We start from the raw sequence: 26,842 nt of genomic DNA, 5'->3' as shown, positions 1-26,842 counted from the left end.
CATGGGTTCAACGGGAGTAATCAAGGATAGCATCATCAAGCAAACGGGCCGTGTCGCGGCCCAGGCTGCCGACGCCGTTCAGCTCCAGCTCAAGGTAGATGCCCAGGTTGCGGTCACCGCCGAATTCACGGATGTATTCCCGCGCCAGCACGCGCACCGCCAGGCAGCAGCTCTTCCACTCGATGCCGCCCATCGCCTCGAGCGTCTCGCGGTCGCGCAGCGAGTAGTTCCAGCGGCCGAGCACGCGCCAGCGGTCGTTCACCGGCAGCACGAAGGACAGGTCGCCCTGCTCGAGCACGTCGGCGCGGTAGCGGTAGGCCGCGTTCACCAGGCCGCCCTCGCCGAAGCGCCACTGGCTGCGCACGGCCGAAAGGTTGGTGCGCTCGCGGTCCGGGTCCCACTGCTGGGCCAGGCCCAGGCTCCAGCGCTGGCCCAGCGCAAGGCTGGCCTCGGCGACCCAGGCCGAGCCGTCGTCGGACAGAGGCGGGGCGCCGGGCACGGTGACCCGGGGCGGGTCGAAGTAGTGGATGCGGCCGAGGCTGGCGCTCAGGCGCTCGCGGCCGTCGGCGGTGTCCAGGATCCGGCTGGTCACGGCCAGCGTCACCTGGTCGGCATCGCCCTGGCGGTCGGCGCCGCCGAAACGGTTGTCGCGGAACAGGCCGGGCCAGCTGAAGGTCAGCGGCTGGGTGTCGAACAGCGGCAGGTCGTCCTGGTCGCGGTAGGGCACGTTCAGATAGACGAGGCGCGGCTCGAGCGTCTGCAGCAGGCGGCCGTCGCCCCAGTTGAACTCGCGCTCGAAGAAGGCGCCGGCGTCGAAGCGGGTGATCGGCAGGCTGCGGGTGGGCGAGCGGTCGGCGCCCGGCGCCAGCAGGCCGCCGTCGAGCGACCAGCGCGTGTAGCGCCAGGAGAACTCGGGCGTGGCGTACCAGGCGGCGCCGCCGAAGGGCAGGCGCAGGGTCGGGCGCAGGTCCACGCGCTCGCCACCGGCCAGGGTTTCGTGGTCGAAACGCACGGCCTCGGCCTGCACGCCGAATTCCATCCAGGGCAACAGGGCCTTGTTCCAGCGCAGGTCGGCGGCGGGCAGTCGGCGGTAGGGCTCGGTGCCCGGCAGCACCAGCGGGTTGGCGATCTGCCAGCGCTGGGCGGAAAGGCTGGCGGTCCAGCCGTAGCCGCGGCCGTAAAGGCCGGCAGTGCTGGGCAGCAGGGTGATCGAGGTCGACGCCAGCGAGTCGTTGAAGTCGTCGAAGTAGAAGACGTCGCTGACGTGGTTGAGGTCGGCGTTGATGAACCAGTTCGGGCCCAGCGACGTGGTGTGCCGCAGCGAGGCGACGCCGCGGTCGTAGCCGCGGCCGGGTTCGTCGTCGTTGCCCAGCCAGCTGCCTTCGACCACGCCGCGGCTGTTGGCGGTGAGGTAACGGAACTGGCCGCCCAGCATCAGCCCGCGCTGCGACATGTAGCGCGGCAGCAGGGTCGCGTCGTAGTTCGGCGCGAGGTTGAGGTAGATCGGCTGCTCGTAGTCGAAGCCGTTGCGGTCGTCGAAGCCGATCTTGGGCGAGAGCAGGCCGGTGCGGCGACGGTCGTCGGTGGGGAAGCGCAGGTAGGGCAGCCACAGCACCGGCACGCCGCCCAGGCGCAGGGTGGCGTTGCGGGCGGTGCCCATCGCCTCTTCCTGGTCCACGTCGATGCGGCTGGCCGAGAACTCCCACTGGCGCTGCCCCGGCGGGCAGGTGGAGTAGGTGCCGCCCTCCATCTCGCCCAGCTCGCCGCGCATCGTGATGCGGTCGGCGCGGCCGTTGCCGGCGTCCTGGTTGAACTGGTACTGCACGCCGTCGAGCACGATCGTGTCGGCCTTCTGGTCGCCCGCGGCCTGGTCGGCGGTGAAGCGGATGCCGTCGTCCTGGAAGCGCACCGGGCCCTCGGTGACGAAGCGTTCGCTGTCGTGCGAATAGGTGAGCTTGTCGGTCCCCAGCCATTGCCCGCCGCGCCGGAGTTCGACGCCACCTTCAAACACGGTGGTGTCGCGGCCGCTGACGTCGAGGTTCTCGGCGCTGATGTCGGTGGCGAGCGTGGCCGGGTCGGTGGCCACGGCCGGATCGGCCAGCGGCTGGAACAGCGGCAGGCCCTCGGGCGAGGGGCAGAGCGCCCAGTCGGCGGCGGGTGCGGGGTCCTGTGCGCGGGCTGCGCCGGCGATGGCCAGGCAGAGCGGAAGCAGTCGAAGGGCTTGACGGCGCACGGAGGCATCCCTGGAAAAGACGTGATAGCTTGGCCCAAGGCGCCTGACGGGGCAACACGAAGGCACGGGAATGACCGCCAAGATCGAAAAGACCGACGCCCAGTGGCGGGCCGAGCTGAGCCCCGAGCAGTACGCCATCTGCCGCTGCTCGGAAACCGAGCGGGCGTTCACCGGCAAGTACTGGAACCACCACGCCACAGGCACCTATGTCTGCGCGGCCTGCCGCGCCGACCTGTTCGCGTCCGAGGACAAGTACGACTCGGGCAGCGGCTGGCCCAGCTACACGCGCCCGGTGGCCGCCGGCGCGGTGGGCGAGCACGAGGACGCCAGCCACGGCATGCGCCGGGTCGAGGTGCGCTGCGCGGCCTGCGATTCCCACCTCGGCCACGTCTTCCCCGATGGGCCGCAGCCGACCGGGCTGCGCTACTGCATCAATTCCGCCGCGCTGGACTTCAGGCCGGCGTAGTGCCGGCCAACCCGTGCAGGTGGGCCACGCTGCAGGCCCGCAGCGCCGCCAGGCTGTAGCCACCTTCGAGCATGGACACCAGCCGCCCGCCCGCGTGGCGGTCGGCGAGCGCGGCGAGTTCGGCGCTCAGCCAGCGGTAGTCGTCGGCCTCGAGCATCAGGTCGGCGAGCGGGTCGAGGCGGTGGCCGTCGAAGCCGGCCGAGACCAGCACCAGCTGCGGACGGAAAGCGTCCACCTGCGGCAGCAGGTGCTCGCGCCAGGCGTGGCGGAAGGCCTCGCCGTCGGTACCCGGCGACAGCGTTGCGTTGACCACGTTGCCGACGCCGCGCTCGTGCGCGAGGCCGGAGTTCGGGTACAGCGGATGCTGGTGCGAGCTGGCGTACATCACCCGCGCGTCGCTGGCGAAGATGTCCTGGCTGCCGTTGCCGTGGTGCACGTCGAAATCGATGATCGCGACGCGCTCGAGCCCGTGCACGTGCACGGCGTGCGCGGCGGCCACCGCGATCGAGTTGAACAGGCAGAAGCCCATCGCCACCGGTCCGGTGGCGTGGTGGCCGGGCGGGCGCACGGCGCAGAAGGCGTGGCGCGCTTCGCCGCGCATCACCGCGTCGACCGCGGCGATGCCGGCGCCGGCGGCGCGCAGGGCGGCCTCGGGCGAATCGGGCGACATCGCGGTGTCTTCGTCCAGGCGCAGGCTGGCCTCGAACGGCGTGTCGAGCACGCGCGCCACTAGCTCGCGGGTGTGTACGCGCAACAGGGCATCGCGCCCGGCCCGCGGGGCCTCGCGCCAGGGCGCCAGGGGGAAGTTGGCGCGCACCGCGTGCAGCACCGCCTCCAGCCGCGCCGGGCATTCCGGGTGGCCGGCGCCCGGATCATGCGCCAGGCAGGCGGGGTGGGTGTAAAGCAGCACGCCTAGCCTTTCCGGCGCTCGTGGTTCCAGAGCACCTCGCCGTGGCCGCTGGCGCGCGCCAGCACGCGGGCGATCACGAACAGCAGGTCGGAGAGGCGGTTGAGGTAGCGGATGGCCTCGGGCCGCACCGCGTCGTGGTGCGAGAGCGTGACCGACTCGCGCTCGGCGCGGCGGCAGATGGTGCGCGCCAGGTGGCAGTGCGCGGCGGCCAGGCCGCCGCCGGGCAGGATGAAGTCCTTGAGCGGCGGCAGGTCGGCGTTGAAGGCGTCGAGCTGGTCTTCCAGGCGCTGGATGTCGGCGTCGAAGATGGCGGCGTGGCCCGGGATGCAGAGCTCGCCGCCCAGGTCGAACAGCTGGTGCTGCACCGACACCAGCACGCTGCGGACTTCCTCCGGGATATCGCAGGCCAGCACGATGCCGATGGCCGAGTTGGCCTCGTCCACCGTGCCGTAGGCGGTGACGCGGGCGGAGTCCTTGGCCACGCGCGATCCGTCGCCCAGGCCGGTGCTGCCGTCATCGCCCGTGCGGGTGTAGATCTTCGACAGCCGGTTGCCCATGGCGGCCTCAGCGCGCGGTGGCGACGGCGGCGCGGCGGGCCAGGGCCCAGGTCGCCACGACGTGCAGCGCGGCGGCGGCCGCGACGTAGGCGCTGGCGTTGCGCAGGTAGGGCAGGAACCAGTCGGCGTAGTTCTTGGCCCAGCCGGCGACGGTGGGCTCGGCGACGGCGCTGGCCAGCCAGTAGAAGCCGCCCTGCGCGAAGAAGTGGCAGGCGGCGACCGAGGCGAACACCGACACCGCCAGCAGCGCCAGCGCGCGCGGCTCCAGGCCGCGGTAGGCGCGGCGCAGCAGGCTGCCGCCCAGCCACATCGCCGCATGCGCCGGCACCAGGAACCAGTAGCCGGGCGACATGCAGTAGTGGCTCCAGAAGCTCTGGCCGCTGCCGGTGATGACGAGGTAGTCGACCGCCACCGCCAATGCCATCAGCGCCGGGAAGGCCCAGCGCACGCTGCCGCGCAGGTAGAAACCGGCGACGAAGAACACCGCCCACGACGCGTCCGGCACCAGGCCGAAATGATTGAGCCGGGTCGCGGCCATGACGGCGGCGAGCACCAGGAACACGGCCAGTCGCGAACGGTGGGTCAGGGTCATGATGAGCGGGCTTCCGGAGGACAGGCCCGCATTTTAGACGAACTGCGCCCCGAGCGGGCCATGCATGGGCCTTCACCGGACGGGCGCGTATCATCCCGCCATGCCCGGCACCGACGGCTTCGATCACGACATCCTCATCCTTGGCGGCGGCCTGGTCGGCAGCGCGCTGGCCTGCGCGCTCGACGGCCGCGGCTGGCGCGTCGGCCAGGTCGAGGCCAGCCCGCCGCAGGCCGGCGCCCCCGGCTTCGACGAGCGCAAGCTGGCGCTGGCCCTGGCCAGCCTGAATGCGCTGTCGGCGCTGGATGTCCTGCCGCGGTTGGCGACCCCGCCGGCGCCGATCCGCCGCGTCCACGTCAGCCGCGCCGGCGATTTCGGCAGCGTGCGCCTGGCCGCGGCCGACCACGGTCGCGAGCAGTTCGGCGGCGTGGTGCTGGCGTGCGAGCTGGGCCAGGCGCTGGAATCGCGGCTGGCCGATTGCGCCGGGCTGGTGCGCCATCGCCCGGCGCGCGTGGTCGCGGTCGCGCCCGACCCCGACGGCCCGGTCGTCACGTTCGAGCAGGACGGCGCCACCCGCCGCCTGCGCACCCGGCTTCTGGTGGCCGCCGACGGCAGCCGCTCGCTGGCGCGCGCCGCCTGGGGCATCGGCGCCGAGGAACACGACTACGGCCAGACCTTGCTGGTGTGCAGCGTCGCCACCGACCGCGCGCCCGATGGCACCGCCTACGAGCGCTTCACCCCGGAAGGCCCGGTGGCCCTGCTGCCGATGGCGGGCGGCCACTACGGCGGCATCTGCGGCGTGCGCCGCGAGGCCGCGGAGGCTGCACTGGCGATGGACGACGCGGCGTATCGCGACTATCTGCAGCGGCGCTTCGGCTGGCGCGCGGGCCGCATCACGCGGGTCGGCGCCCGCAGTGCTTATCCCATCACCCGCCTGGTGGCCGAACGCCTCACCGCGCCGCGCGGCGTGGTGATGGGCAATGCCGCCCAGACCCTGCACCCGATCGGCGCGCAAGGCTTCAACCTTGGCCTGCGCGACGCACTCACGCTGGCCGAGGTGCTGTCCGGCGACGATCCCGGTGCCGCAGCCTTGCTCGATGCCTACGCCGAAGCGCGACGCGAGGATCGCGAGCGCACCCTGGCCTTCAGCGACGGCCTCGCGCGCATCACGGCGAGCGAGGGTTTCCCGCTGCACGTGTTGCGCTCGCTCGGCCTGCTGGCGCTGGGCCACGTGCCCGGGCTGGCGGATCCGCTGGTGGCCGGGGCGATGGGCTTCCGCGGACGCGTGCCTCGACTCTCCCGGGGGCGCGCATGAGCCGGCGCGACACCTTTGACCTGGTGGTGGTGGGCGCCGGCGTGGTCGGCAGCGCCACCGCGCTGGCCGCCGCGCGCGATGGACTGCGCGTGGCGCTGGTCGAGGCGCATGAGCCCGCCGCGTGGTCGCCCGGCGACGCCGACCTGCGCGTGTACGCCTTCGCGCCGGACAACGCCGCGCTGCTCGACGACCTCGGCGCCTGGCAATCGGTCCGCGCGGCGCGCGCGCATCCCTACCGGCGCATGCGGGTCTGGGATGCCGCCGGCGGCGGCGAGCTCGACTTCGACGCCGATGCCTTCGGCCGCGACCACCTGGGCCACATCGTCGAGCATTCGCTGCTGGTGGATCGCCTGTGGGCGGCCTGCGGGCGCGAGCCCTCGCTGCGCCGCGTGGTGCCGGCGACGCTGGCGACGATCGAGCAGGATGCCGATGCGGCCACCGCCGTGCTCGGCGACGGCCAGCGCCTGCGTGCGCGGCTGGTGGTCGGCGCCGATGGCGCCGCCTCGCGCGTGCGCGCAACTGTGGGCCTGGACACCGAGGCCCACGACTATGGCCAGCGCGGCCTGGTCGCTTACGTCCACACGGAATCGCCGCACGGGGACACTGCCTGGCAGCGCTTCCTGCCCACCGGTCCGCTGGCCTTCCTGCCCTGCGCCGATGGCCGCAGCTCCATCGTCTGGACGCTGCCGGAGGCCGAAGCGCAGCGTTTGCTGGCGGCCGACGACGCGAGCTTCCTGCGCGAGCTCACGCGCGCCTTCGATGCGCGCCTGGGCGAGGTCACCGCGGTGTCGGCGCGCGCGGCGTTCCCGCTGCGCCGGCAGCTGGCCCGGGACTACGTGGCAGGTCGGGTGCTGCTGGTCGGCGACGCGGCCCACGCGGTGCATCCGCTGGCGGGGCAGGGCGTGAACCTGGGCCTGCGCGACGTCGCCGCGCTGCGCGCGTCCTGGCGCCGCGCGGCGGAAGTGCACGCCGACTTCGCGGCGCCGCACCGCCTGGCCCGCTGGGAGCGTACCCGCCGCAGCGAGAACGCCGTGGCGGCGCATTCCTTCGAAACCATCAACCGCGTCTTCAGCAACGACGCCATGTGGCCGACCCTGCTGCGCGGCCACGCCCTCGGCCTCGCCAACCGCCTCACCCCGGTTACCCGCGCCCTCTGGCGCCGCGCCGCCGGGGTGTGAGGGGTCCGAATAGGTTGGTTTTTCGACGGCTGATGCAATCCGCGAAAACCCAATCCCTTCTCTGTTTTATCCGCTTTTATCCGATTTGATCCGCTCTGATCCGCGTTCGAATCAAGGCGCCCACACCGAAGCCGGACCTGTGCTTACGCCGCCTCGGCCTGGGACTTGCGCGGGCCGTGGAGGAGGGCGTGGCGGATGTGGGAGACCACGAGGTCGATCTCGCCGCTGGTGACGGCGAAGTGCGGGGTGAAGCGCAGCGAGTTGGTGCCGCCGTGAATGACGCCGATGCCGCGCTCGCGCATGTATTCCTCGGTGGAGCCGGTGCCGAAGCACTTGAACTGCGGGTGCAGCTCGCACGAGAACAGCAGGCCGGTGCCCTGGACCTGGGTGATCAGGCCGCCGCCCAGTTCGTCCTTGAGCGCGTTGATCTTGTCGAGGAACTCGCGGCCGCGCTCGACGATGTTGCGGCGCAGTTCCGGCGTCAGCAGGCCCAGCACGGTCGATGCGATGTCGAGCGCGCGCGGGTTGGCGGTCATGGTGTTGCCGTACGTGCCCTTGCGGTACAGGCCGGCGGCGCGCTCGTTCACCGCCAGCACCGACATCGGGAACTGGCCGCCGTTGAGCGCCTTGGAGTAGGTTTCCATGTCCGGCGCCTCCAGGCCTTCGAAGCCCGGGTAGTCGACGATGGAGAGCACGCCGTGCACGCGCAGGCCGGCCTGGATCGAGTCCACCAGCAGCAGCGTGCCGTGCGCCTTGGTCAGCTCGCGCGCCACCGCGTAGAACTCCGGCGGCACCGCGCGGCCCGGGTCGCCTTCGCCCATCACCGGCTCGAGGAACATGGCCTCGAAGTACCAGCCATTGGCCTCGGCGTCGGCGAAGGCCTGCTTCAGGCCCTCGATCGAGTAGGGCTCGATGGTGATGAGTTGGTCGTTGTGGTGCTTGTAGCTGGCCAGGTGCTGCAGGTAGTTCTTGCGCGAGGAGTCGGAGTACAGCGCCGGCAGCTCGGTGCGGCCGTGGAAGGCGCCCTTGACCGCGATGCGCTTGACCCGCTTGCCGGCATGGCGGCCACCGGCGTCGGTGTGGATCTTGGTGTTGACGTCGGCGATGCGGCCGGCCAGCGACACCGACTCGGAGCCGGAGTTGAGGCACAGGAACTTCGCGAACGGGCAGCCGCCGCGGGTGTGGCCGATTTCCTTGCGCAGCGCGCGCACGACGCGCAGCTGCGACAGCGACGGGGTCATGATGTTGGCCAGCACCTGCGGCTTGGCCATCGCGTCGAGCACGGCCTTCGGGGCGTGGCCGAAGCCGAGCATGCCGTAGCCGCCGGAGTCGTGGATCACCGCGCCCTTGAGCGTGACCACCCAAGGGCCGCGCGCGGCGATCGCCACGTACGGGTTCACCGCGTCATCGGGGTAGAAGTTGACGAAGCCGGCCTGCACGGCGTCGATCTGCGCCTGCTCGTCGAGGTCGAGCAGGTCGGCGAACTCGGCGGCGATGGCCGCGTGCTGCGCGACGGCGGCCTCGACGGCCTCCACCAGCTCGGGATAGCGCCCGGCGAGATCGAGCACGGTGGCGTCGTCCAGGCCGGCGGTGCGGACCTTGCCAGCGTGGCTGCGCAGGGGCTTGAGGGTGTCGATCAGGTTCATGGCGGGCTCCGGACCCAAAGCAAGACGCGAGGCGGGCCCTCGCGCGTCGGGTCTTGCGTTGAAAATCAAATACTTGCGGCGGATGTTACCACCGCGGTGAAGGGCGCGTAACCCCCAAGCGTTTGAATCCGCGGCGGCCGCGGATGACAGCTGTCAGGCGGGATCGTTGACGCCGGCCACTGCGCCGCCACCCGCGCGGTCGGGACACTGGCCCTGCCCAAGAGGAGCCCCGCCATGTCCCCTGATCCGAACCGCCCGCCCGTCCTCGCCCGGCTCGCCGCCGCCGGCAAGCGCTACGGCGCCGTCCAGGCCCTGGAGGCCGTGGACCTGGCCATCCACGCCGGCCAGGTGCTGGCCGTGCTGGGCGCCAACGGCGCCGGCAAGACCACCGCCCTCGGGCTGCTCACCGGCCGGCTCAGTCCGGACGCCGGCCGGGCCGAGTTGTTCGGCGGCGACCCGCGCGACCCGCGCCGGCGCCGCGGCATCGGCGTGATGCTGCAGGACGGCGAACTGCCCGACACCCTGCGGGTGGCCGAGCACGTGCGCCTGTTCTCGAGCTACTACCCCTCGCCGCGGCCGCTGGCTGAAACCCTGGCCCTGGCCGGCCTCGCCGACCTCGCGCGGCGTCCCTACGGCGCGCTGTCGGGCGGCCAGAAGCGGCGGGTGCAGTTCGCGCTGGCGATCTGCGGGCGGCCGCCGCTGCTGTTCGTGGACGAACCGACCGTGGGGCTGGACGTCGAGTCGCGGCGCGCCTTCTGGGCCGTGCTGCGCCAGCTGCGCGAGGAGGGCACGGGCATCGTGCTCACGACGCATTACCTCGAGGAGGCCGATGCACTGGCCGATCGCATCGTGCTGATGGCCGGCGGCCGCATCCTGGCCGACGACAGCCCGGCCGGCATCAAGGCCCGTGCCGACGGCAAGCGCCTGCGCGCCCACAGCACCGTCGCGGCCGCCGAGCTGGCGTCGTGGCCGGGCGTGCTGCGCGTGGACACCACCGCTGCCGGCACCGAGCTGGTGACCCGCGAGGCCGAACAGGTGCTGCGCCGCTGGCTGGCGGCCGACTCTGGCCTGGCCGAGCTGGAAGTGCGCCCGCTGAGCCTCGAGGAGGCCTTCGTTTCCCTGACCCGAGATCCCGCGGCCGCCGGCCGCCTGGAGCACGCCGCATGAATCCCCTGCCTTCGTCCACCCACGCCGCCCCCTCGCTGCTGCGCATCCAGGCGCTCGAAGCCTGGTACGAACTGCTCGCGGTGCTGCGCCAGCCTGCCTTCGCCCTGCCGACCCTGCTGTTCCCCGTGGTGTTCTACCTGCTGTTCGCGGTGGTGCTGCCGGGCAAGTGGGGCGGGCTCGAGCGCGCCGCCTACCTGCTCGCGACCTACGGCGTGTTCGGGGTGATCGGCCCCGCGCTGTTCGGCTTCGGCGTCGGGCTGGCGATCGAGCGCGAGAAGGGCTGGCTCGAGCTCAAGCGCGTCTCGCCCATGCCGACGCTGGTGTACTTCCTCGCCAAGATCGCGATGAGCCTGGTCGTTGGCTTCACCGTGGTGTGCCTGCTGACGATCGCCGCGGTGGTCGGTGGCGGCGTGCGGATGTCACCCGGTACCTGGGGCCTGCTGGTGGCGACGCTGCTGCTGGGCACGCTGCCGTTCTGCGCCATGGGCCTGTGGCTGGGCACGCTGGTGCGCGGGCAGGGCGCCGTGGCGGTGGTCAACCTGGTCTACCTGCCGATGTCGGTGCTGTCGGGGCTGTGGATCCCGATCTTCGCGTTCCCGGCGCTGCTGCAGAAGCTGGCGGTGGTCTGGCCGGCCTGGCACCTGGGGCGGATGGCGCTGGGCGTGGTGGGGCAGGCGCAGGACGTGCGCTGGGGACTGCACATCGCGGTGCTGCTGGGCACCACGGCGCTGTGCCTGGCCCTGGCCGCGCGCCGCCTGCGCCGTGGCTGAGGCGGCGGCCATGGCGGGAAATCCGATAGTCTGGAAAGCGATGGGCCAGCCCGCACCGCGACCGCAGGAAGACGAGACCTACGACGAGCTCATGGGGCGGCCGTGGCTGGGCCTGGTCTACCTGCCGTTCGTCTTCCTGCCGCTGGCTTTCTGGACCGACGCCCCGGCGCGGGCCTGGGTGGCCAGCGTGCTGGCGATCGCGGTGTTCCTGCCGATGTATTTCGCCTTCCGCACCTGGCGCGGCCGGCGCCAATCCGTCCTGGTCGCCGCGACGGCGATCCTGGGCCTGGCCCTGATCGCGATCCAGCCCGGCGGCAACACCTTCGTGATCTACGCCTGCGCGATGGCGGCCACGATCCTGCCGGCCCGTCGCGCCATCGCGGTGACGGTGCTGCTGGTGGCGGCGATGGTGGCGTGCTTCCTGGCGGTGATGCCGCTCCCGCTGGCGCTGGCTTATGCGGCGATGGCGACGGCGATCTGCGTGCTGGTGGTCGCCGGCGTGCTGATGACCCGCGCGCGCCTGCGCCGCGACGCCGAGTTGAGGCTTACCCGCGACGAAGTGGCGCGCCTGGCGGCCATGGCCGAGCGCGAGCGCATCGGGCGTGACCTGCACGACCTGCTGGGCCACACGCTGTCGCTGGTGGCGCTCAAGAGTGAACTGGCGGGCCGTCTGGTGGATTCGAACCCGGCCGCCGCGCGCACCCAGATCGGCGAGGTCGAGAGCGTCGCCCGGCAGGCGCTGGCCCAGGTGCGCGAGGCCGTGGTGGGCATCCGCGCCACCGGCCTGGAGGCGGAGTTGGCGGCGGCGCGGTTGGCCCTGCTTTCCGCCGACGTGAGCCTGGACCAGCGATTGGCGCAGGTGGCGCTGGATCCCGCGCTGGAATCGGCCCTGGCCCTGGCCCTGCGCGAAGCCGTCACCAACGTGCTGCGACACGCCGGGGCGCGCCGCGTCGAGGTCGAGCTGGTCGCCGATGACGGCGAACTGCGGCTGTGCATCGCCGACGACGGGCGCGGCGGCGCCGGCGCGCCGGGCAACGGCCTGGCCGGCATGCGCGAACGCCTGGCGGCGTTTGGCGCCGAACTCGAAGTCGACAGCCCGCCGGGCGGCGGCACCCGCCTGCAGGTCACGCTGCCGCGGCGCGCGCTGGAGGCCGGCGCGTGATCCGGCTGGTGCTGGCCGAGGACCAGGCGATGGTGCGCGGCGCGATCGCGGCGCTGCTGGGCCTGGAGTCCGACCTGGAGGTCGTGGCCGAGGCCGGGGACGGCGAGGCCGCGTGGGTCGCGGTGGCGAAACAGGCGCCCGACCTGCTGGTGACCGACATCGAGATGCCCGGCCTCACCGGCCTGGACCTGGCGCTGCGCGTGCGCGACGCCGGGCTGGCCACGCGCGTGGTGATCATCACCACCTTCGCGCGCGCGGGTTACCTGCGTCGCGCGCTGGATGCGGGCGTGCGCGGCTACCTGCTCAAGGACGCGCCCTCGGGCCAGCTCGCGGCGGCCCTGCGCCAGGTGCACGCCGGTGGCCGCGTCATCGACCCGCAGCTGGCCGTGGCGGCCTGGGGCGAGGAAGACCCCCTGACCGAGCGCGAGCGCCAGGTGCTGCGCCTGGCCGGCGAGGGCGCGCGCAGCGCCGACATCGCCGAGAAGCTGCACCTCTCGCACGGCACCGTGCGCAATTACTTGTCGGAGGCGATCGGCAAGCTGGGCGCGGCGAACCGGATCGAGGCGTATCGGGTGGCGCGGGCGAAGGGGTGGCTTTGAAGGCGAAGGAACTAGTGAAGAGGAACCAGGAACTAGTAAAGGCGGCGGGCCTGCGGCTTTTCACTAGATCCTAGTTCCTCTTCACTAGTTCCTGCGTTTACCGGCGATAATGCCGGCCTCGCCGACACGCCCCGTGCCCCTTTGAAAAAGTCCGACTTCCATTTCGACCTGCCGCCCGAGCTGATCGCCCAGGCGCCGCTGGCCGAGCGCTCCGCGAGCCGCATGCTGGTGGTGCCGCCGGACGCGCCGCCGTACGCCGACCGCCAGGTGCGCGACCTGCCCGACTACCTGCAGGCCGGCGACCTGCTGGTGTTCAACGACACCCGCGTGATCCCGGCGCGGCTGTTCGGCACCAAGGACAGCGGCGGCCGGGTCGAGATCCTGCTCGAGCGCCTGGTCGGCGGGCACGAGGTGCTGGCCCAGGTCGGCGCCAGCAAGTCGCCCAAGCCCGGCGGCCGCATCACGCTCGACGAGGGCACGGCGCTGGAGGTGCTGGGCCGCGAGGGCGAGTTCTACCGCCTGCGCTTCCTCACCGACGAGCCGCTGGAAAAGCTGCTGCTGCGCGCGGGCCGGATGCCGCTGCCGCCCTATATCCAGCGCGAGGCCGGCCACGACGACCTCGAGCGCTACCAGACGCTGTTCGCGCGCCACACGGGCGCGGTGGCGGCGCCGACGGCCGGCCTGCACTTCGACCAGCCGCTGCTGGCGGCGCTGCAGGCCAAGGGCGTGCAGTCCGGGCACGTCACCCTGCACGTCGGCGCGGGCACCTTCCAGCCGATGCGCGTGGAGTCGGTGCACGAGCACACGATGCACAGCGAATGGCTCAACGTCGGCGCCGAGCTGTGCCAGCAGGTGGCGCGCACCCGCGCCGCCGGCGGGCGCGTGGTGGCAGTCGGCACCACGGTGGTGCGCGCGCTGGAAACCGCGGCCCAGGACGGCGAGCTCAAGCCCTATGCGGGCGACACCAACATCTTCCTGTTCCCGGGCAAGCGCATCCGCACCGTGGATGCGCTGCTGACCAACTTCCACCTGCCCGAAAGCACGCTGATGATGCTGGTGTCGGCCTTCGCCGGCCGCGAGCGCATCCTGGCGGCGTACGCGCACGCGGTGCGGGAGAAGTACCGCTTCTTCAGCTACGGCGACGCCATGCTGCTCTACCCCGAGGCCGCGCCGTGAGCCGTATGCGTTTCGAGAAACTCGGCCAGGACGGCCAGGCCCGCCGCGGGCGCCTGCATTTCCCGCGCGGCACGGTCGAGACGCCGGCCTTCATGCCGGTCGGCACCTACGGCACGGTGAAGGCGATGCTGCCCGAATCGCTGCGGGCGATCGGCGCCGAGATCATCCTGGGCAACACCTTCCACCTGTGGCTGCGACCGGGCATGGAGGTGATCGACCTGCACGGCGGGCTGCACGGCTTCTGCCAGTGGGACGGTCCCATCCTCACCGACTCGGGTGGCTTCCAGGTCTGGTCGCTGGCCAAGCGCCGCAAGATCACCGAGGAGGGTGTCACCTTCGCCTCGCCGACCGACGGCAGCAAGGTGTTCCTGTCGCCCGAGGTGAGCATGCAGGTGCAGCGCTCGCTCGATTCGGACATCGTGATGATCTTCGACGAGTGCACGCCGTATCCGGCCACCGAAAAGGTGGCGCGCACCTCGATGGAACTGAGCCTGCGCTGGGCCGAGCGCAGCAAGCGCGCGCACGAAGGCAACGACGCGGCGCTGTTCGGCATCGTCCAGGGCGGCACCCATCCGGAGCTGCGGGCGCGCTCGGCCGAGGGCCTGAAGGCGATCGGTTTCGACGGCTACGCGGTCGGCGGCCTGGCCGTGGGCGAGCCGCCGGAGGAGCGCGACGCCACGCTGGACGCCCTGGTGCCGCTGCTTCCGGAAGACCAGCCACGCTACCTGATGGGCGTGGGCAAGCCCGAGGACATCGTCGAGGCGGTGGCGCGCGGGATCGACATGTTCGACTGCGTGATGCCCACCCGAAACGCGCGCAACGGCCACTACTTCGTCCGCGGCGGCCAGGTGCGCATCCGCAACGCGCAGTACGAGAAGGACCTGCGCCCGATCGAGGAAGGCTGCACCTGCTACACCTGCGCCAGCGGCTACACCCGCAGCTACCTGCGCCACCTCGACCGCTGCAACGAGATCCTGGCCTCGATGCTGGGCACCATCCACAACCTGCACCACTACCAGCAGCTGATGCGCGACATCCGCGCCGCCATCGACGCCGGCCGCTTCGAGGCCTGGCGCGCCGCGTTCCACGCCGCCCGCACCCCCGCGCCCTAGCCCCCTCCTACAGGGGCACGGGTGGGTGGCTACCGGGGGGTGGGGTGGGGTGTGGCATACTTGCGCGCTTGATTCCCTACGCAGACGGTAAAGCCATGTCCCTGCTCGATATTTTCGTTTCCCCGGTGGCGGCCCAGGCCGCGGGTGGTGCCGCGGGCCAGCCCAGCATGCTGGGCAGCATCCTGCCGCTGATCATCATCTTCATCGTGTTCTGGTTCCTGCTGCTGCGCCCGCAGATGAAGCGCGCCAAGGAACACCGCGAGCTGCTGGCCAAGCTGCAGAAAGGCGATGAAGTGATCACCAGCGGTGGCCTGGCTGGGCGCATCGAGGACCTGGGCGACAGCTTCGTCACCGTCGAGGTCGCCGACAAGGTCAGCATCAAGGTCCAGCGCGGCGCCGTCACCGCGGTCCTGCCCAAGGGCACGTTGAAGTCCGCCTGATCCGTCCCCATCCGAATCACCCACGGCCCTGACCGGGCCGCCAACGGTTGTCGCCCATGCTGCAGTTCCCTACCTGGAAATACGTCGTCGCCGCGCTCGTGATCGCGCTGTCGGTGTTCTATTCGCTGCCCAACCTGTACCCGCAGGACCCGGCGGTGCAGATCGCCGCCAACCGCGGCAGCGCCATCGACGACTCGCTGGCCCTCCGGGTCCGCGGCGCGCTCGAGGCCGCCAAGGTCGAGGCCAAGTCGGTCGCGGTCGAGGGCGACAACCTCGTGGTCCGCACCGCCAACCCCGACGTGCAGACCCAGGCGGCCGACCTGCTGCGCGCCGAGCTGGGGCAGGGCTACACGGTCGCGCTGAACCTCGCTTCCACCGTGCCCTCCTGGCTGACGGTGATGGGCGCCGACCCGATGTCCATGGGCCTGGACCTGCAGGGCGGCGTGCACTTCCTGCTGGAAGTGGACCAGCAGGCCGCGATCGACAAGCGCACCAATGGCTTCGCCGACGAGATCTCGGCGATCCTGCGCGACGGCAAGTTCGCCTACACCAGCGTCTCGCGCACCGCCGAGGGCATCCAGGTGCTGCTGCGCGACGGCGCCGACATGGCGCGCGTCCGCGCCGCCATCAGCCGCGACGCACCCGAACTCGAACTGATCGTCGACGAGGCCCAGCCCGAGCGCCTGCTGGCCCGGGTCACGCCGGCCCAGATCAAGGCGATCATGGACGGCGCGATCGAGCAGAACCGCACCACGCTCGACAACCGCATCAACTCGCTGGGCGTCGGCGAGCAGGTCATCCAGCGCCAGGGCGAGAGCCGCATCGTGGTGCAGCTGCCCGGCGTGCAGGACACCGCCGAGGCCCGCAAGCTGATCGGCGCCACCGCCACCCTGGAGTACCGCCACGTGGTGGACGCGGGCGCGCAGGCCATCGAAGCCGCGCGCACCGGCGCGGTGCCGGCCAATGCCCGGCTCTACTACATGCGCGAGCTGGGTGCCGACGGCAAGCCGCGACCGATCCTGCTCTCGCGCCGGGTCATCGTCTCGGGCGACCAGCTGGTCAACGCCACCTCCAACCCGGACCCGCAGGGCGGCGGCCCGGCCGTGCAGATCGAGCTCAACAACGCCGGCGGCAACCGCATGCTGGCGCACACCCGCGAGAACGTCGGCCAGCTGATGGCGGCGGTCTACATCGAGACCATCCCGGAAGTGCGCATGGTCGATGGCCAGGAAGTGCGCAGCTCCCGCGTCAGCGAGGAAGTGATCAACGCCGCCACCCTGCAGGGCGTGTTCGGCAAGAACTTCCAGACCACCGGCCTCGACAGCCAGGAAGAGGCGGCCAGCCTGGCCCGCCTGCTGCGCGCCGGTTCGCTGGCGGCGCCCATGGTGATCATCGAGGAGCGCATCATCGGCCCGAGCCTGGGCGCGGAGAACGTCGAGCGCGGCCTGTCGGCGGTGTTCTGGTCCTTCGTGTTCGTGCTGGTGTTCTTCCTCGTCTACTACAAGATGTTCGGCATCGTCACCAACCTGGCGCTGCTGCTGAACCTGCTGATGGTGGTGGCGGTGATGTCGGTGATCGGCGCCACGCTGACGCTGCCAGGCCTTGCCGGCATCGCGCTGACGGTCGGCATGTCGGTCGACGCCAACGTGCTGATCAACGAACGAATCCGCGAAGAGCTGCGCAACGGCAACACACCGCTGGCCAGCATCGCCAACGGCTACGACAAGGCCTCCGGCACCATCACCGACTCCAACACCACGGCGCTGCTGGCGGGCGTGGCGATGGCGGTGTTCGGCTCCGGCCCCATCCGTGGCTTCGGCATCACGCTGATCATCGGCATCCTGACCTCGATGTACACCGCGGTCTCGGTGTCGCGCGGCATCGCCACCCTGATCTATGGCAAGCGCAAGAAGCTTGCCAAGGTCTCGATCTAACGCATTCCTGGAGGCGGCGTGGAACTTTTCCCGTCCAATAGCAACATCAACTTCATGCGCGTCCGCTACGCCTCGCTGGCGGCGGTCGCGCTGCTCATGCTGGCGTCGCTGTTCTTCCTCGGCACCAAGGGCTTCAACTACGCGCTCGACTTCACCGGCGGCACCGCCACCGAGATCGAGTTCGCCGAGCCGGTGGACGTCGAGCAGGTACGGCAGCGGCTCGAGACCGCCGGCTACACCGGCGCGGTGGTCCAGACCTTCGGCGCCGGCAACGACATCGTCATCCGCCTGCAGCCGCAGGAACCGGGCGAGGACGCGGCCGCCACGCGGGAATACAGCGGCGCGGCGATCCTGGCGGCGGCCCAGCCCGAGGGCAACCCGGGCAAGGTGCTGCGCAGCGACTTCGTCGGCCCGCAAATCGGCAATGAGCTCGCGCTCAACGGCGTCTACGCGGCGATCTTCGTGGTGCTGGGCTTCCTGGCCTACATCTGGGCGCGCTTCGAGCTCAAGTTCGCGATCGCGGCCATCCTCACCACGCTGGTCGACTTGCTGGTGGTTTGCGGGTGGTTCGCGCTCAGCCAGCACGAGTTCGACCTGACGGTGCTGGCGGGCATCCTGTCGGTGATGGGTTTCTCGATCAACGACACCATCGTGGTCTTCGACCGCGTGCGCGAGAACTTCCGCAGCCTCAAGCTCGAGCCGAAGGAAATCCTCAACAAGTCGGTCAACCAGACGCTGTCGCGCACGATCATCACGTCGTTCGTGGCCTTCCTGACGATCCTGGCGCTGTATCTCTACGGTGGCCAGTCGCTCAAGGGCATGGCGGAGTCGCAGATGATCGGCATCGTGTTCGGCACGCTGTCCTCGATCTTCGTGGCCTGCCCGCTGCTGCTGTTGATGGGCGTCACCAAGCAGGACCTGATGCCCCGCGCCAAGGACGACATCGAAGCAGAGCTCGCACGCCGGCCCTAAGTCGGTAGCGTGTTGCTTTCGGAAAGGCCCGCTTCGGCGGGCCTTTTTCGTGCTCCTGGGTCTGGCGCCGGGGCCACCGCGGAAGCGAAGGTCACTTCCTCCTCCGTGAAGCCTTTTATGTCGGAGGAAGTGACCTCTCGCTTCGCGGTACCGGCGGCGCCAGATCCCGGCGCCAGATCCATGAGCACAAGAGGCCCGCCGAAGCGGGCCTCCCGATGCAGCAACCGCTCCCGGCTCAGACCGAGAACGCGGCCGCGTAGTTGGTGGACACGATGGCCTTCTGCAAGTGCTCGGTAATCTTGAGGTTGCCCGCAACGATCTGGCCGGACATCAGCAGCTTGTCGCCGCCGCCCCGGAAATCGCAGACCCGGCCGCCGGCCTCGCGGACCAGCAGCAGGCCGGCCGCGATGTCCCAGGGCTTCACGCCCGCCTCGAAGTAGGCATCGGCCCGGCCGCAGGCCACGTAGGCCAGGTCGAGCGCCGCCGAACCGGTGCGGCGGATGTCCTCGGCCTCGCCCAGTACCGCCTCCAGCGCCGCCAGGTGCGGCGCCAGCCGCTTGCGCTCCCGCGGCGGGAAACCGGTGATCAGCATGGCCCCGTTGAGGTCCTTGCGCTCGCCGATGCGGATCTTCTTGTCGTTGAGCACCGCGCCGGCGCCGCGCGAGGCGGTGAACAGCTCGTTGCGCAGCGGGTCGAAGATCACCCCGTGCACCGGCTCGCCGCCCTCGCACAGGGCGATGGACACGCAGAAGTGCGGGAAGCCGCGCAGGAAGTTCGAGGTGCCGTCCAGCGGATCGATGACGAAGGTGTGGCGCCCGGTGCCCATCGCGCCCGATTCCTCCGCCAGGATGGCGTAGTCCGGGAACGCGCGGCGCAGCTCGCGTATGATCTCCGCCTCGGCCTGGGCATCGACTTCGCTCGCGTAGTCCTGCTTCGACTTCTCGAAGACGCTCAGGCTGTCGAGCTTGCTCATGTGGCGCAGGATCAAGTTGCCGGCCGATCGGGCCGCCTTGACCATGACGTTGACGACAGGTTTCTGCATATGCCCGTCCAAAGGTCCGCTGGATTGTGAAGAGAACAAGGGGCCGGTCGAGCCGGCGCGGCGCAAAGGATAACAGGTTGCCCTGAACGGGGCCTCTAAAACCATGATCGACGGCCTTCCCAACCTCCGCATCGTGCTGGTCGGCACCCAGCATCCGGGCAACATCGGCTCCGCCGCGCGCGCCATGAAGACCATGGGCCTGTCGGCCCTGCACCTGGTCGCCCCCGAACGCTTCCCCGACCCCGAGGCCAACACCCTGGCCGCCGGCGCCGACGACCTGCTGGCCGGTGCCCCGGTGCACGCCGACCTGGACGGCGCCCTGGCCGGCTGCCAGCTGGTGGTGGGCACCAGCGCCCGCCGCCGGCACGTGCCCCTGCCCGAGCTGAGCCCCCGCGAAGCGGCCCAGCGGCTGGTCGAGGCGGTGGGGCAGGGGCCGGTGGCCCTGCTGTTCGGCCGCGAGCGCACCGGCCTCGAGAACGCCGAGCTGCAGCGCTGCCACTACACCGTCGGCATTCCCACCGACCCCGGTTTCAGTTCGCTCAACCTCGCGGCCGCGGTGCAGGTGCTGTCTTACGAATTGCGGCTGGCCGTGCTGGCCCGGGCTGGGGACGCCCTGGCCTCGGGTCGGCCCATGCCGCCGCCGGACGTCGAGCCGCCGGCCACCGCCGACGAGCTCGAGGGCTATTTCCGGCACCTCGACCAGGCCCTGCACGACATCGATTTCCACAAGGGCAAGCCGCCCGAGATGGTGATGTCCCGGCTGCGCCGCCTGTACTTGCGGGCCGGGCTCGATGCCCGCGAGGTCAAGATCCTGCGCGGCATCCTGGCCGAGGCCCAGCGCATGGCCCGGCTGGCCCGGGGCGGGGCCGCCTAGCGCGGTCGCCGTGGGGCGAATAGAGTAGGCCCCAGTAGTCCAGACGCCCCCGAGCCCGAAGTGACGCCCAAGCCACCCCGCGATAAATCCGGCGCCCGGCGTCTGCTGTTCCTCCTGATCGTGCTGCTGGCGGGCCCGGCCGCCGCCGCGGATGGCGTGCTGGTGCTGGGCCGCATCAGCGACGACCCCCGGCGCCACCACGAGCAGCTCAAGCCCCTGCTCGACTACGTCGTCCCGCGCATGCGCACGGTGGGCATCACCCAGGGCCGCGTGCTGATGGCCCGCGACCCGCAGCAGATGATGAGCTACCTGCGCCGCGGCAAGGTCGACTGGGTCACCGAGACCCCGGGAACCGCCCTGTTGCTGGCCGATCGCGCCGGCGCCCGCCCGCTGCTGCTGACCGAGCGCAGCGGCGCCCGCGAGTACCGCAGCGTCGTGTTCGTGCGCCGCGACAGCGGCATCACCGAACTCTCGCAGCTGCTGGGCAAGACCATCGCCTTCCAGTCGCCGTCCTCCACCAGCGCCTACCTGGTGCCGGCGCTGGCGCTGCGCGAGCGCGGGCTGCCGATGGGGCTGATGGTGTCGCCGCTCGAGGGCCGCGAGCCCGGCAGCGTCGGCTACGTGTTCGCCAATACCGACGCCAACCTGGCCGCCTGGGTGCACAAGCGCCTGGTGGACGCGGGCGGCTTCAGCGACCAGGACTGGGACCAGCTGCAGCGCGTGTCCGAGGCCTTCCGCCGCGACCTGGTGGTGATCCACACCACCGACCCGGTGCCGCGTGCGATGGAGCTGGTCAACGGCGACATGCCGCCGGAGGTCGAGGCCCGGCTGCGGGAAGTCCTGCTGGGCGCCAGCACCGACCCGCAGGCGCGCGACGCGCTGCGCCAGTTCTTCCGCACCACCGGCTTCTACCAGGCCGATGCGGCCACCCAGGTGCAGCTCGATAAGCTGCGCCGCGGCGCCCGCGAGATCCGCGAGGCGCTGGAATGAAGCTGCCCGTGAAGCTGGGCCTGCGCGGTGAACTGCTGCTGATCATGTGCGGCGTGCTGCTGGTCGTGGCCGCGCTGGTGGCCGCGCTGTGGCTGCACGAGAAGTCCAGCAGCCGCGACGCCCGCGAGCTCAGCGCCAGCGCCATGCGCGAACTCGCGCGCGAGGGCCTGCTCGGCCGCGGCCAGACGCTGTCGAGCCAGCTCGCCGATGCCGCCACCAATCCGCTTTACTACCTGGACCTGGCCAAGCTGGGCGAACTCGCCCGCGCCACGCTGCGCCAGCCCGACGTGGTGTACGTGGTCATCCACGACGCCGAGGGCCAGGTGGTGCACGACGGCTCCGGCGACATCCCGGCCTTCGGCCAGCCGATGTCCGACCCGATGGCCTACGAGGCGCTCAACGCCGAAGGCGTGCACGGCCAGTGGAGCGACAAGCTGCTCGACGTCGCCAGCCCGATCCGCATCGGCGGCGAGCGCATCGGCGGCGTCCGCGTCGGCCTGTCGCGCGAAAGCGCCAACCGCCGCGAGCAGGAAATGCTCGAGCCGTTGGCCGAGCGCCTGCAGGCCGCCAGCAACGAACACCTGGGCTGGATCCTGGCGCTGATGGCCGCGCTGGCGGCGATGGGCATCAGTGCGGTGAGCCTGCTGCAGCGGCGCATCGTGGCGCCGATCAGCGGCCTGGCCGAGGCCGCCGCGCGCATCGAGCAAGGCCGCTACGCCGACGTCAAGGTCGCCTCGGACCGCCAGGACGAGATCGGCGAGCTGGTGCGCGCCTTCGCGCGCATGAGCGAATCGGTGGCGCGCCACGACCGCGACATCCGCCGTATGGCCTACACCGACTCGCTGACCGGGCTGTCGAACCGCCTCGCCTTCCGCGAGGCGCTGGACGCTCGCCTGCTCACCCTCCAGGCCAGCAGCGGCGAGCTGGCGCTGCTGTTCGTCGACCTCGACGACTTCAAGCGCGTCAACGACACCCTGGGCCACGAGGCCGGCGACGAAGTGCTGGGCCAGCTGTCGATGCGCATCCGCATGGCGGTCGAGCGCCTGGGCGGCGTCGGTGCCGAGATCGCGCGCTTCGGCGGCGACGAGTTCATCGTGCTGTTCATGGCCGAGGACATCCGCACCAGCTCCGGCCACCTGGCCGAATCGCTGATCGAGGAGATCCAGCGGCCGCTGGTGCTGCGCGGCCGCCAGGTGTTCCTGGGCGCGTCGGTGGGCATCACGCTGTTCCCGTTCGATGCCTCCAGCGCCGGCCAGCTGCTCAAGAACGCCGACATCGCGATGTACCAGGCCAAGGTCGCGGGCAAGGGCTGCTACCGCTTCTATTCCAAGGCCATGGACCAGGCCGTCGAACGCCGCGTGCAGCTCGAGGAAGAGCTGCGCGGTGCCTGGGACCGCGGCGAGCTGAGCCTGCACTACCAGCCGATCTACCGCCTCGCCGACAAGCGCCTGATGGGCGCCGAGGCCCTGTGCCGCTGGCAGCATCCGCGCCTGGGCGTGGTGCCGCCCTCGGTCTTCATCGAAGTGGCCGAGCAGAGCGGCCTGATCGAATCGCTTGGCCGCCACGTGCTGGTGCAGGCCTGCCAGGACGCGGCCACGTGGTCGCAGCCGGGCATGGAGCCGCCCTTCGTGTCGGTGAACATCTCGCCGCGCCAGCTGCGCACCGGTGACCTGCCCGACGTCGTCGCCAGCGCGCTGGCGGCCACCGGCGTGATGCCGCGCCAGCTGCACCTCGAGCTCACCGAAACCGCCGTGCTCGGCGACGAAGTGCAGGCCAGCGCACTGCTGTCGCGCCTGCGCGCCACCGGGGTGAAGGTGTGGCTGGATGACTTCGGTACCGGTTTCTCGGGCCTGAGCCACCTGCGCCGCGTGCCCGTCGACGGCGTCAAGATCGACCGCAGCTTCGTCGCCGACGTGCTGCGCGATCCCGACGACCTGGCGTTGACCTCGGCCATCATCGCGATGGCGCATTCGCTAGGCATCACCGTGGTGGCCGAAGGAATCGAGTCCGAAGGGCAAAACGAAGTGCTGCGCGAGCGCGGCTGCGACCAGGGCCAGGGCTTCTGGCTGGGCCGGCCGATGCCGGCGGCCGAGATCCAGCGCCACTTCCGCGAGTAATCAGCGGAACAAGTCGCCCACCCACACCGCGATCTGGCCCGAGAAGAAGCCCACCACCACCAGCTCGGCGATGCCCAGCGCCCACGCGGCCAGCATCAGCCGGCCGTCGCGTTCGATCAGGGCGATGGCGAAGGCCAGCAGGATCAGGCCGAAGGGATAGTTGGTGGCCGGCAGCGGCAGCGCCAGCAGGAAGCCCAGCAGCACCAGCATCAGGCCGGTGAAGGTGCGCGCCGCGGGATGGTCGATGATCGCTTCGGTGCGCGGGCGGCTGATCTTTTCCAGCCAGCCCAGCAAGCGCGAGGTGCGGTTGCGGAACTTCTCGACGCCCTCGCGCGAGAGCTCGCGCCGCGAGAGGAAGCCCGGGATCCAGGGATGGGCCAGCTGGAACATCAGCTGCAGCCCGATCAGCGACACCAGCGGACCGCTGATCGCGCCGGCGCCGATCGGCAGCGGCACGAAGGCCGGCAGCACCGCGATCAGCAGGAACACGCCGAAGGCCCGGGCCCGGAATTGGTCGAGCAGGTCGCCCAGTGTCAGCGAATGCCCCGCGCGCCCTTCGGCCAGGGCATGCAACAGGGCGCGCGTGCTGATTTCTGGGCTCATTGGGCCGGAGTCTGTGGGGGGCCGGCTTTATCGGCCCTAAATCGCAGGGGAATCGTCGGCGTCCGGCAGCCTTGAAATCAGCAGCTTGTCGATGCGGGCGCCGTCCAGGTCCACCACTTCGAAGCGCCAGCCTTCCCAGTCGAACAGTTCGCCGGCGTGGGGGATGCGTCCGAAGCGTGCGATCACCATGCCAGCCACGGTGTGATAGTCGTGTTCTTCCTCGCCCGGCAGGGCGTTGACCGACAGCACCTCGCGCAGCTCCTCGGTCGAGAGGCGGCCGTCGACCAGCAGCGAGCCATCGGCGCGGGTGACCACCAGGGCCTCGTCGTCCTCGGTCTCGGTGGCCTGCACGCGGCCCAGCACGGCGCCCAGCAGGTCGTTGGCCGACACCATGCCCTGGATGTCGCCGTATTCATCCACGACCAGGGCCATGGTTTGCTGTTCCTCGCGGAAGATCTCCAGCAGCTTCAGGGCGTGGGTGGACTCGGACACGAACAGCGCCGGGCGCAGTTCGCGGAACAGGTCGGGGGTGGTGGTGGCGCCGGCGCCCAGCAGGCCGGTCAGCGACTTCACTTCCAGGATGCCCAGCACGTCGGCGTCGCTGCCGCGGTAGACCGGGTAGCGCGCGAACGGCGTCTCGCGCATGGTTGCCAAGTTTTCCTCGGTGCTGGCGGCGGCATCCAGCCAGACGATGCGGGTACGCGGCGTCATCAGGCCGGCGCTGCTGCGGTCGCCCAGGCGCAGCACGCGGTTGATCATGTTGCGCTCGTCGGCGTCGATCACGCCCTGTTCGTGGCTTTCGGCCACCAGCAGGCGGATCTCCTCTTCGGTCACCTGGTTGTCGCTGCCGGTATCGAGGCGCAGCAGGCGCAGGATGGTGCGGGTGCTCAGCGACAGCAGCCAGACGAAGGGCATGGCGATCTTCGAGACCCAGGACATCGGCAGCGACACGCCGGCGGCGAACTTCTCCGGCGCCAGCAGGGCGATGCGCTTGGGCACCAGCTCGCCCAGGATGATCGAGAAGTAGGTGATCAGGACCACCGCCATCGCGGTGCCGATGGCCTGGTTCACGTCCAGGTCCATGCCCAGCCAGGCCAGCACCGGGCCCAGCCAGCCGCCGATCAGCGGCTCCAGGCCCAGCGGGGTGATGGCGGCGGCGATGCCGTCGCCCAGCGCGTCGCCGCCGAACATGCCGGTGAGGATGCCGATCGAGGTGATGCCCACCTGCACCGTCGAGAGGAAGCGCTCGGGGTGCTCGGCCAGGGCCAGGGCGGCTTCGGCCCGGCGGCTGTCCTGCGCCATCTGGCGCAGCTTGGGCTTGCGGGAGGCGACTACGGACATCTCCGACAGGGCGAAGAAGCCGTTGCAGATGATCAGGAACAGGACGATGGCAAGGGCGAGTGTCATGGGCTGCCGGGACGGGCCGGCACGGGGTTCCGTTCAGGGAGGGGTGGGTGGAGGGTGAACTATGCCACAGCGCCCCGGCCCGGCTGGCCTTCGGGTGCCCGTGGGAGGCCATTCCGGCAGCGCCGCGGCGGGCGCCCCGTTTTCATGGGGCGGTAACATTCACCGCGCGCCCATGAAGCCTTGGCTTAATCCATCTTCATCAGTGTCCGTCGGCGGCCAAACCGCCAAAACCGCCCAAACCGCACTTACAGAAGGTCGCCGCCGGCGGAGAGCATGCGCTCCATCTGGTCGCCGAGGCCGCCGATCTCGAGCACGAGGCGGTCGATCTCGGCCGCGGTGAGGGTGTCGTAGGGGCGGTTTTCGCACAGCTGCAGGTAGGGCACCGAGTCGAGCTCGCCGATGGCGAGGTAGCCCACGCGCGACTGCCAGTTGAACTGCAGCATGCGGCGGGCGTCGATGCCGGTCATCGGCGCGATCACGGTGCTGACCCGCAGGTAGGGGCGCTCGTCCTCGCCCACCATCTCCGACAGGAAGATGCTCTGGTGACGCTTGCCCTTGTCGAGCGAGAGCTGCACGCAGGCCAGGTAGGGCTCGCTGGCGGTGAGCTTGTACTTGCCCTGGAGGTGGCTGCGGATCTGTTCGAAGTTCTGCATGGCGTGGTGGAAATCTGGGGGAGGGGTATCCTAAACCCGCATGCCCCCAAAGCCCAATGCCAGCCCTCCGGCCGACGCCGCCCGCCAGCGCATCCTGGCGGCGGTGCGGGCCATTCCCGCCGGCGAAGTCGCCGGTTACGGCGAGGTGGCGCGGCGCGCGGGCCTGCCGGGGCGGGCGCGGCTGGTGGCCCGGATACTTTCCGCGGGCGACGTGCCGGGGCTGCCCTGGCATCGCGTGCTGCGCTCGGACGGGCGCATCGCCTTCCCCGAGGGTTCGGAAGGCTTCGACGCGCAGGTGCAGCGGCTGCGCGCGGAGGGCGTGCGGGTCGAGTCCGGCCGGGTGCGCGGGCAGCGTGCGGCGCCGACGCTGGACGAAATGCTGTGGGCGCCGCCGGCCGCGAAGCGTTGACGGATGGCCTGCAGCGCCCGTTGACGCTGGGCCGGCGGTCGACGCCCGGCGGGTGCTTCAGGTCCGGGGGCGCTGGCGGAACCAGGCCGCGACGCTGTAGCGGGGCTGCGTCGCCGGCAGCACCTCGTGGTCCACGTCGGCGCTGAGGAAGATCGCCACGGTGCCCATCCGCGGCGCGATGTCCACCGCGCCATCGGGAAGGTGCAGCCGAAGCTGGCCGCCGGCGTCGTCGGGCCAGTCGGGGTTGAGGTAGACGACCAGCGAGAGCACGCGCGCATCGTCGCTGCGGAAGCGATCGCGGTGGCGGGCGTAGCCGGCGCCGGGCGGGTAGTGCGCGAAGTGCGCCTCGACGTCCTCCAGGCCCAGCAGCAGCCGGCGGTTCAGGCCGCTGCGCAGCGCATCCAGCGAGTCGAGCAGCTCGCGCGCCGCTTGCCCGCAGGCAGGCTCGTCGAGCCAGAGCGTGGCGTCGCCGCGCAGGCCGGCGAACTGGCGGCCGTCGGCGCGGCCGGTCGCGGCCGGCG

The 26,842-nt window shown here is 71.1% G+C and carries 26 protein-coding genes; 16 read left to right on the top strand and 10 right to left on the bottom strand.

Annotated features, from left to right (window positions below):
* Positions 1-7: 7 nt before the first annotated feature.
* On the bottom strand, positions 8-2,233 hold the full coding sequence (lptD, locus tag Q0C12_RS06695) for an LPS assembly protein LptD (protein ID WP_290887958.1): 2,226 nt from the start codon (positions 2,231-2,233) through the stop codon (positions 8-10).
* A 70-nt stretch (positions 2,234-2,303) separates the two neighbouring features.
* Between lptD and msrB the strand changes: the two genes are divergently transcribed.
* Positions 2,304-2,699, top strand: a complete 396-nt coding sequence (gene msrB, locus Q0C12_RS06690) for a peptide-methionine (R)-S-oxide reductase MsrB (protein ID WP_290887955.1) — start codon at positions 2,304-2,306, stop codon at positions 2,697-2,699.
* On the opposite strand, the gene Q0C12_RS06685 is transcribed toward msrB, so the two are convergent.
* From Q0C12_RS06685 to Q0C12_RS06675, 3 genes are read right to left on the bottom strand one after another with little or no spacing between them, the layout of a single operon-like run.
* Positions 2,686-3,609: a histone deacetylase family protein gene (locus Q0C12_RS06685; protein ID WP_290887952.1), complete on the bottom strand. Its 924-nt coding sequence runs from the start codon at positions 3,607-3,609 to the stop codon at positions 2,686-2,688. The genes msrB and Q0C12_RS06685 overlap by 14 nt on opposite strands.
* Positions 3,610-3,611: 2 nt before the next feature.
* Positions 3,612-4,166 (bottom strand): cob(I)yrinic acid a,c-diamide adenosyltransferase, encoded by a 555-nt coding sequence (locus Q0C12_RS06680; RefSeq protein ID WP_290887949.1) that lies wholly within the window; start codon positions 4,164-4,166, stop codon positions 3,612-3,614.
* A gap of 7 nt (positions 4,167-4,173) precedes the next feature.
* Positions 4,174-4,752 (bottom strand): hypothetical protein, encoded by a 579-nt coding sequence (locus Q0C12_RS06675; RefSeq protein ID WP_290888004.1) that lies wholly within the window; start codon positions 4,750-4,752, stop codon positions 4,174-4,176.
* Between the two features lie 106 nt (positions 4,753-4,858).
* Here Q0C12_RS06675 and ubiH point away from each other — a divergent pair, with 106 nt between their 5' ends.
* Both ubiH and Q0C12_RS06665 read left to right on the top strand, forming a co-directional pair.
* The gene (gene ubiH, locus Q0C12_RS06670) at positions 4,859-6,070 is read left to right on the top strand and encodes a 2-octaprenyl-6-methoxyphenyl hydroxylase (protein WP_290887946.1); all 1,212 of its coding nucleotides are present in this window, start codon (positions 4,859-4,861) and stop codon (positions 6,068-6,070) included.
* On the top strand, positions 6,067-7,248 hold the full coding sequence (locus tag Q0C12_RS06665; RefSeq protein WP_290887943.1) for an FAD-dependent oxidoreductase: 1,182 nt from the start codon (positions 6,067-6,069) through the stop codon (positions 7,246-7,248). Before ubiH ends, Q0C12_RS06665 begins: the two co-directional genes overlap by 4 nt.
* 143 nt (positions 7,249-7,391) lie before the next feature.
* Here Q0C12_RS06665 and Q0C12_RS06660 read toward each other — a convergent pair whose 3' ends face one another.
* Positions 7,392-8,894 carry an aminotransferase class III-fold pyridoxal phosphate-dependent enzyme gene (locus tag Q0C12_RS06660; RefSeq protein ID WP_290887940.1) on the bottom strand — a complete coding sequence of 501 codons (1,503 nt, stop codon included), beginning with the start codon at positions 8,892-8,894 and terminating at the stop codon, positions 7,392-7,394.
* A 234-nt stretch (positions 8,895-9,128) separates the two neighbouring features.
* On the opposite strand from Q0C12_RS06660, the gene Q0C12_RS06655 reads away from it, so the two are divergent.
* From Q0C12_RS06655 to secF, 9 genes are all read left to right on the top strand, one after another.
* Positions 9,129-10,061: an ABC transporter ATP-binding protein gene (locus Q0C12_RS06655; RefSeq protein ID WP_290887937.1), complete on the top strand. Its 933-nt coding sequence runs from the start codon at positions 9,129-9,131 to the stop codon at positions 10,059-10,061.
* On the top strand, positions 10,058-10,831 hold the full coding sequence (locus Q0C12_RS06650; protein WP_290887935.1) for an ABC transporter permease: 774 nt from the start codon (positions 10,058-10,060) through the stop codon (positions 10,829-10,831). Before Q0C12_RS06655 ends, Q0C12_RS06650 begins: the two co-directional genes overlap by 4 nt.
* 40 nt (positions 10,832-10,871) lie before the next feature.
* Entirely contained in the window at positions 10,872-11,993 is a 1,122-nt protein-coding gene (locus Q0C12_RS06645; RefSeq protein ID WP_290887932.1) for a sensor histidine kinase, read from the top strand.
* Positions 11,990-12,592, top strand: a complete 603-nt coding sequence (locus Q0C12_RS06640; protein ID WP_290887930.1) for a response regulator transcription factor — start codon at positions 11,990-11,992, stop codon at positions 12,590-12,592. The genes Q0C12_RS06645 and Q0C12_RS06640 overlap by 4 nt, the downstream gene beginning before the upstream one ends.
* Positions 12,593-12,733: 141 nt before the next feature.
* Positions 12,734-13,768, top strand: coding sequence for a tRNA preQ1(34) S-adenosylmethionine ribosyltransferase-isomerase QueA (queA, locus tag Q0C12_RS06635; protein WP_290887927.1), 1,035 nt, complete (start codon positions 12,734-12,736; stop codon positions 13,766-13,768).
* Positions 13,765-14,880 carry a tRNA guanosine(34) transglycosylase Tgt gene (gene tgt / locus Q0C12_RS06630; protein ID WP_290887924.1) on the top strand — a complete coding sequence of 372 codons (1,116 nt, stop codon included), beginning with the start codon at positions 13,765-13,767 and terminating at the stop codon, positions 14,878-14,880. Before queA ends, tgt begins: the two co-directional genes overlap by 4 nt.
* Before the next feature lie 95 nt (positions 14,881-14,975).
* The gene (gene yajC / locus Q0C12_RS06625) at positions 14,976-15,320 is read left to right on the top strand and encodes a preprotein translocase subunit YajC (RefSeq protein ID WP_290887921.1); all 345 of its coding nucleotides are present in this window, start codon (positions 14,976-14,978) and stop codon (positions 15,318-15,320) included.
* A gap of 56 nt (positions 15,321-15,376) precedes the next feature.
* Complete coding sequence (gene secD / locus Q0C12_RS06620; protein ID WP_290887918.1) at positions 15,377-17,254, top strand: protein translocase subunit SecD; 1,878 nt, start codon at positions 15,377-15,379, stop codon at positions 17,252-17,254.
* A 54-nt stretch (positions 17,255-17,308) separates the two neighbouring features.
* Positions 17,309-18,226 carry a protein translocase subunit SecF gene (gene secF / locus Q0C12_RS06615; protein ID WP_290888001.1) on the top strand — a complete coding sequence of 306 codons (918 nt, stop codon included), beginning with the start codon at positions 17,309-17,311 and terminating at the stop codon, positions 18,224-18,226.
* A gap of 235 nt (positions 18,227-18,461) precedes the next feature.
* On the opposite strand, the gene Q0C12_RS06610 is transcribed toward secF, so the two are convergent.
* A complete protein-coding gene (locus tag Q0C12_RS06610; protein ID WP_290887915.1) occupies positions 18,462-19,268 on the bottom strand; it encodes an inositol monophosphatase family protein in 807 nt (268 codons plus the stop codon).
* Between the two features lie 103 nt (positions 19,269-19,371).
* On the opposite strand from Q0C12_RS06610, the gene Q0C12_RS06605 reads away from it, so the two are divergent.
* The 3 genes from Q0C12_RS06605 (at position 19,372) to Q0C12_RS06595 (ending at position 23,249) form a co-directional block, all read left to right on the top strand.
* Positions 19,372-20,142: an RNA methyltransferase gene (locus Q0C12_RS06605; protein WP_290887912.1), complete on the top strand. Its 771-nt coding sequence runs from the start codon at positions 19,372-19,374 to the stop codon at positions 20,140-20,142.
* A gap of 102 nt (positions 20,143-20,244) precedes the next feature.
* Complete coding sequence (locus Q0C12_RS06600) at positions 20,245-21,132, top strand: phosphate/phosphite/phosphonate ABC transporter substrate-binding protein (RefSeq protein ID WP_290887998.1); 888 nt, start codon at positions 20,245-20,247, stop codon at positions 21,130-21,132.
* Complete coding sequence (locus Q0C12_RS06595; RefSeq protein WP_290887909.1) at positions 21,129-23,249, top strand: EAL domain-containing protein; 2,121 nt, start codon at positions 21,129-21,131, stop codon at positions 23,247-23,249. Before Q0C12_RS06600 ends, Q0C12_RS06595 begins: the two co-directional genes overlap by 4 nt.
* Here Q0C12_RS06595 and Q0C12_RS06590 read toward each other — a convergent pair whose 3' ends face one another.
* From Q0C12_RS06590 to Q0C12_RS06580, 3 genes are all read right to left on the bottom strand, one after another.
* Positions 23,250-23,852 carry an exopolysaccharide biosynthesis protein gene (locus tag Q0C12_RS06590; protein ID WP_290887906.1) on the bottom strand — a complete coding sequence of 201 codons (603 nt, stop codon included), beginning with the start codon at positions 23,850-23,852 and terminating at the stop codon, positions 23,250-23,252.
* Between the two features lie 36 nt (positions 23,853-23,888).
* Positions 23,889-25,259 (bottom strand): hemolysin family protein, encoded by a 1,371-nt coding sequence (locus Q0C12_RS06585; RefSeq protein ID WP_290887903.1) that lies wholly within the window; start codon positions 25,257-25,259, stop codon positions 23,889-23,891.
* 245 nt (positions 25,260-25,504) lie between these two features.
* Positions 25,505-25,912, bottom strand: coding sequence for a hypothetical protein (locus Q0C12_RS06580; RefSeq protein ID WP_034215446.1), 408 nt, complete (start codon positions 25,910-25,912; stop codon positions 25,505-25,507).
* 40 nt (positions 25,913-25,952) lie between these two features.
* Here Q0C12_RS06580 and Q0C12_RS06575 point away from each other — a divergent pair, with 40 nt between their 5' ends.
* Positions 25,953-26,321 (top strand): MGMT family protein, encoded by a 369-nt coding sequence (locus tag Q0C12_RS06575; RefSeq protein WP_290887899.1) that lies wholly within the window; start codon positions 25,953-25,955, stop codon positions 26,319-26,321.
* 57 nt (positions 26,322-26,378) lie between these two features.
* Here the strand turns inward: Q0C12_RS06575 and Q0C12_RS06570 are convergent.
* The coding region (locus tag Q0C12_RS06570; protein WP_290887896.1) for a 2OG-Fe(II) oxygenase at positions 26,379-26,842 on the bottom strand (464 nt) is incomplete at its 5' end.

The organism is Arenimonas sp., assembly GCF_022842045.1.
In the GTDB taxonomy this organism is placed as follows: Bacteria; Pseudomonadota; Gammaproteobacteria; order Xanthomonadales; family Xanthomonadaceae; genus Arenimonas.
This window is presented reverse-complemented; position numbering and strand designations above follow the sequence as displayed.

Excerpts from the sequence above, each read along its gene's own strand:
- msrB (WP_290887955.1), top strand. The coding sequence starts at position 2,304 with ATGACCGCCAAGATCGAAAAGACCGACGCCCAGTGGCGGGCCGAGCTG.
- Q0C12_RS06680 (WP_290887949.1), bottom strand. The coding sequence starts at position 4,166 with ATGGGCAACCGGCTGTCGAAGATCTACACCCGCACGGGCGATGACGGC.
- ubiH (WP_290887946.1), top strand. The coding sequence starts at position 4,859 with ATGCCCGGCACCGACGGCTTCGATCACGACATCCTCATCCTTGGCGGC.
- Q0C12_RS06665 (WP_290887943.1), top strand. The coding sequence starts at position 6,067 with ATGAGCCGGCGCGACACCTTTGACCTGGTGGTGGTGGGCGCCGGCGTG.
- Q0C12_RS06660 (WP_290887940.1), bottom strand. The coding sequence starts at position 8,894 with ATGAACCTGATCGACACCCTCAAGCCCCTGCGCAGCCACGCTGGCAAG.
- Q0C12_RS06655 (WP_290887937.1), top strand. The coding sequence starts at position 9,129 with ATGTCCCCTGATCCGAACCGCCCGCCCGTCCTCGCCCGGCTCGCCGCC.
- Q0C12_RS06650 (WP_290887935.1), top strand. The coding sequence starts at position 10,058 with ATGAATCCCCTGCCTTCGTCCACCCACGCCGCCCCCTCGCTGCTGCGC.
- Q0C12_RS06645 (WP_290887932.1), top strand. The coding sequence starts at position 10,872 with ATGGGCCAGCCCGCACCGCGACCGCAGGAAGACGAGACCTACGACGAG.
- yajC (WP_290887921.1), top strand. The coding sequence starts at position 14,976 with ATGTCCCTGCTCGATATTTTCGTTTCCCCGGTGGCGGCCCAGGCCGCG.
- secD (WP_290887918.1), top strand. The coding sequence starts at position 15,377 with ATGCTGCAGTTCCCTACCTGGAAATACGTCGTCGCCGCGCTCGTGATC.
- secF (WP_290888001.1), top strand. The coding sequence starts at position 17,309 with ATGCGCGTCCGCTACGCCTCGCTGGCGGCGGTCGCGCTGCTCATGCTG.
- Q0C12_RS06610 (WP_290887915.1), bottom strand. The coding sequence starts at position 19,268 with ATGCAGAAACCTGTCGTCAACGTCATGGTCAAGGCGGCCCGATCGGCC.
- Q0C12_RS06605 (WP_290887912.1), top strand. The coding sequence starts at position 19,372 with ATGATCGACGGCCTTCCCAACCTCCGCATCGTGCTGGTCGGCACCCAG.
- Q0C12_RS06595 (WP_290887909.1), top strand. The coding sequence starts at position 21,129 with ATGAAGCTGCCCGTGAAGCTGGGCCTGCGCGGTGAACTGCTGCTGATC.
- Q0C12_RS06590 (WP_290887906.1), bottom strand. The coding sequence starts at position 23,852 with ATGAGCCCAGAAATCAGCACGCGCGCCCTGTTGCATGCCCTGGCCGAA.
- Q0C12_RS06585 (WP_290887903.1), bottom strand. The coding sequence starts at position 25,259 with ATGACACTCGCCCTTGCCATCGTCCTGTTCCTGATCATCTGCAACGGC.
- Q0C12_RS06580 (WP_034215446.1), bottom strand. The coding sequence starts at position 25,912 with ATGCAGAACTTCGAACAGATCCGCAGCCACCTCCAGGGCAAGTACAAG.
- Q0C12_RS06575 (WP_290887899.1), top strand. The coding sequence starts at position 25,953 with ATGCCCCCAAAGCCCAATGCCAGCCCTCCGGCCGACGCCGCCCGCCAG.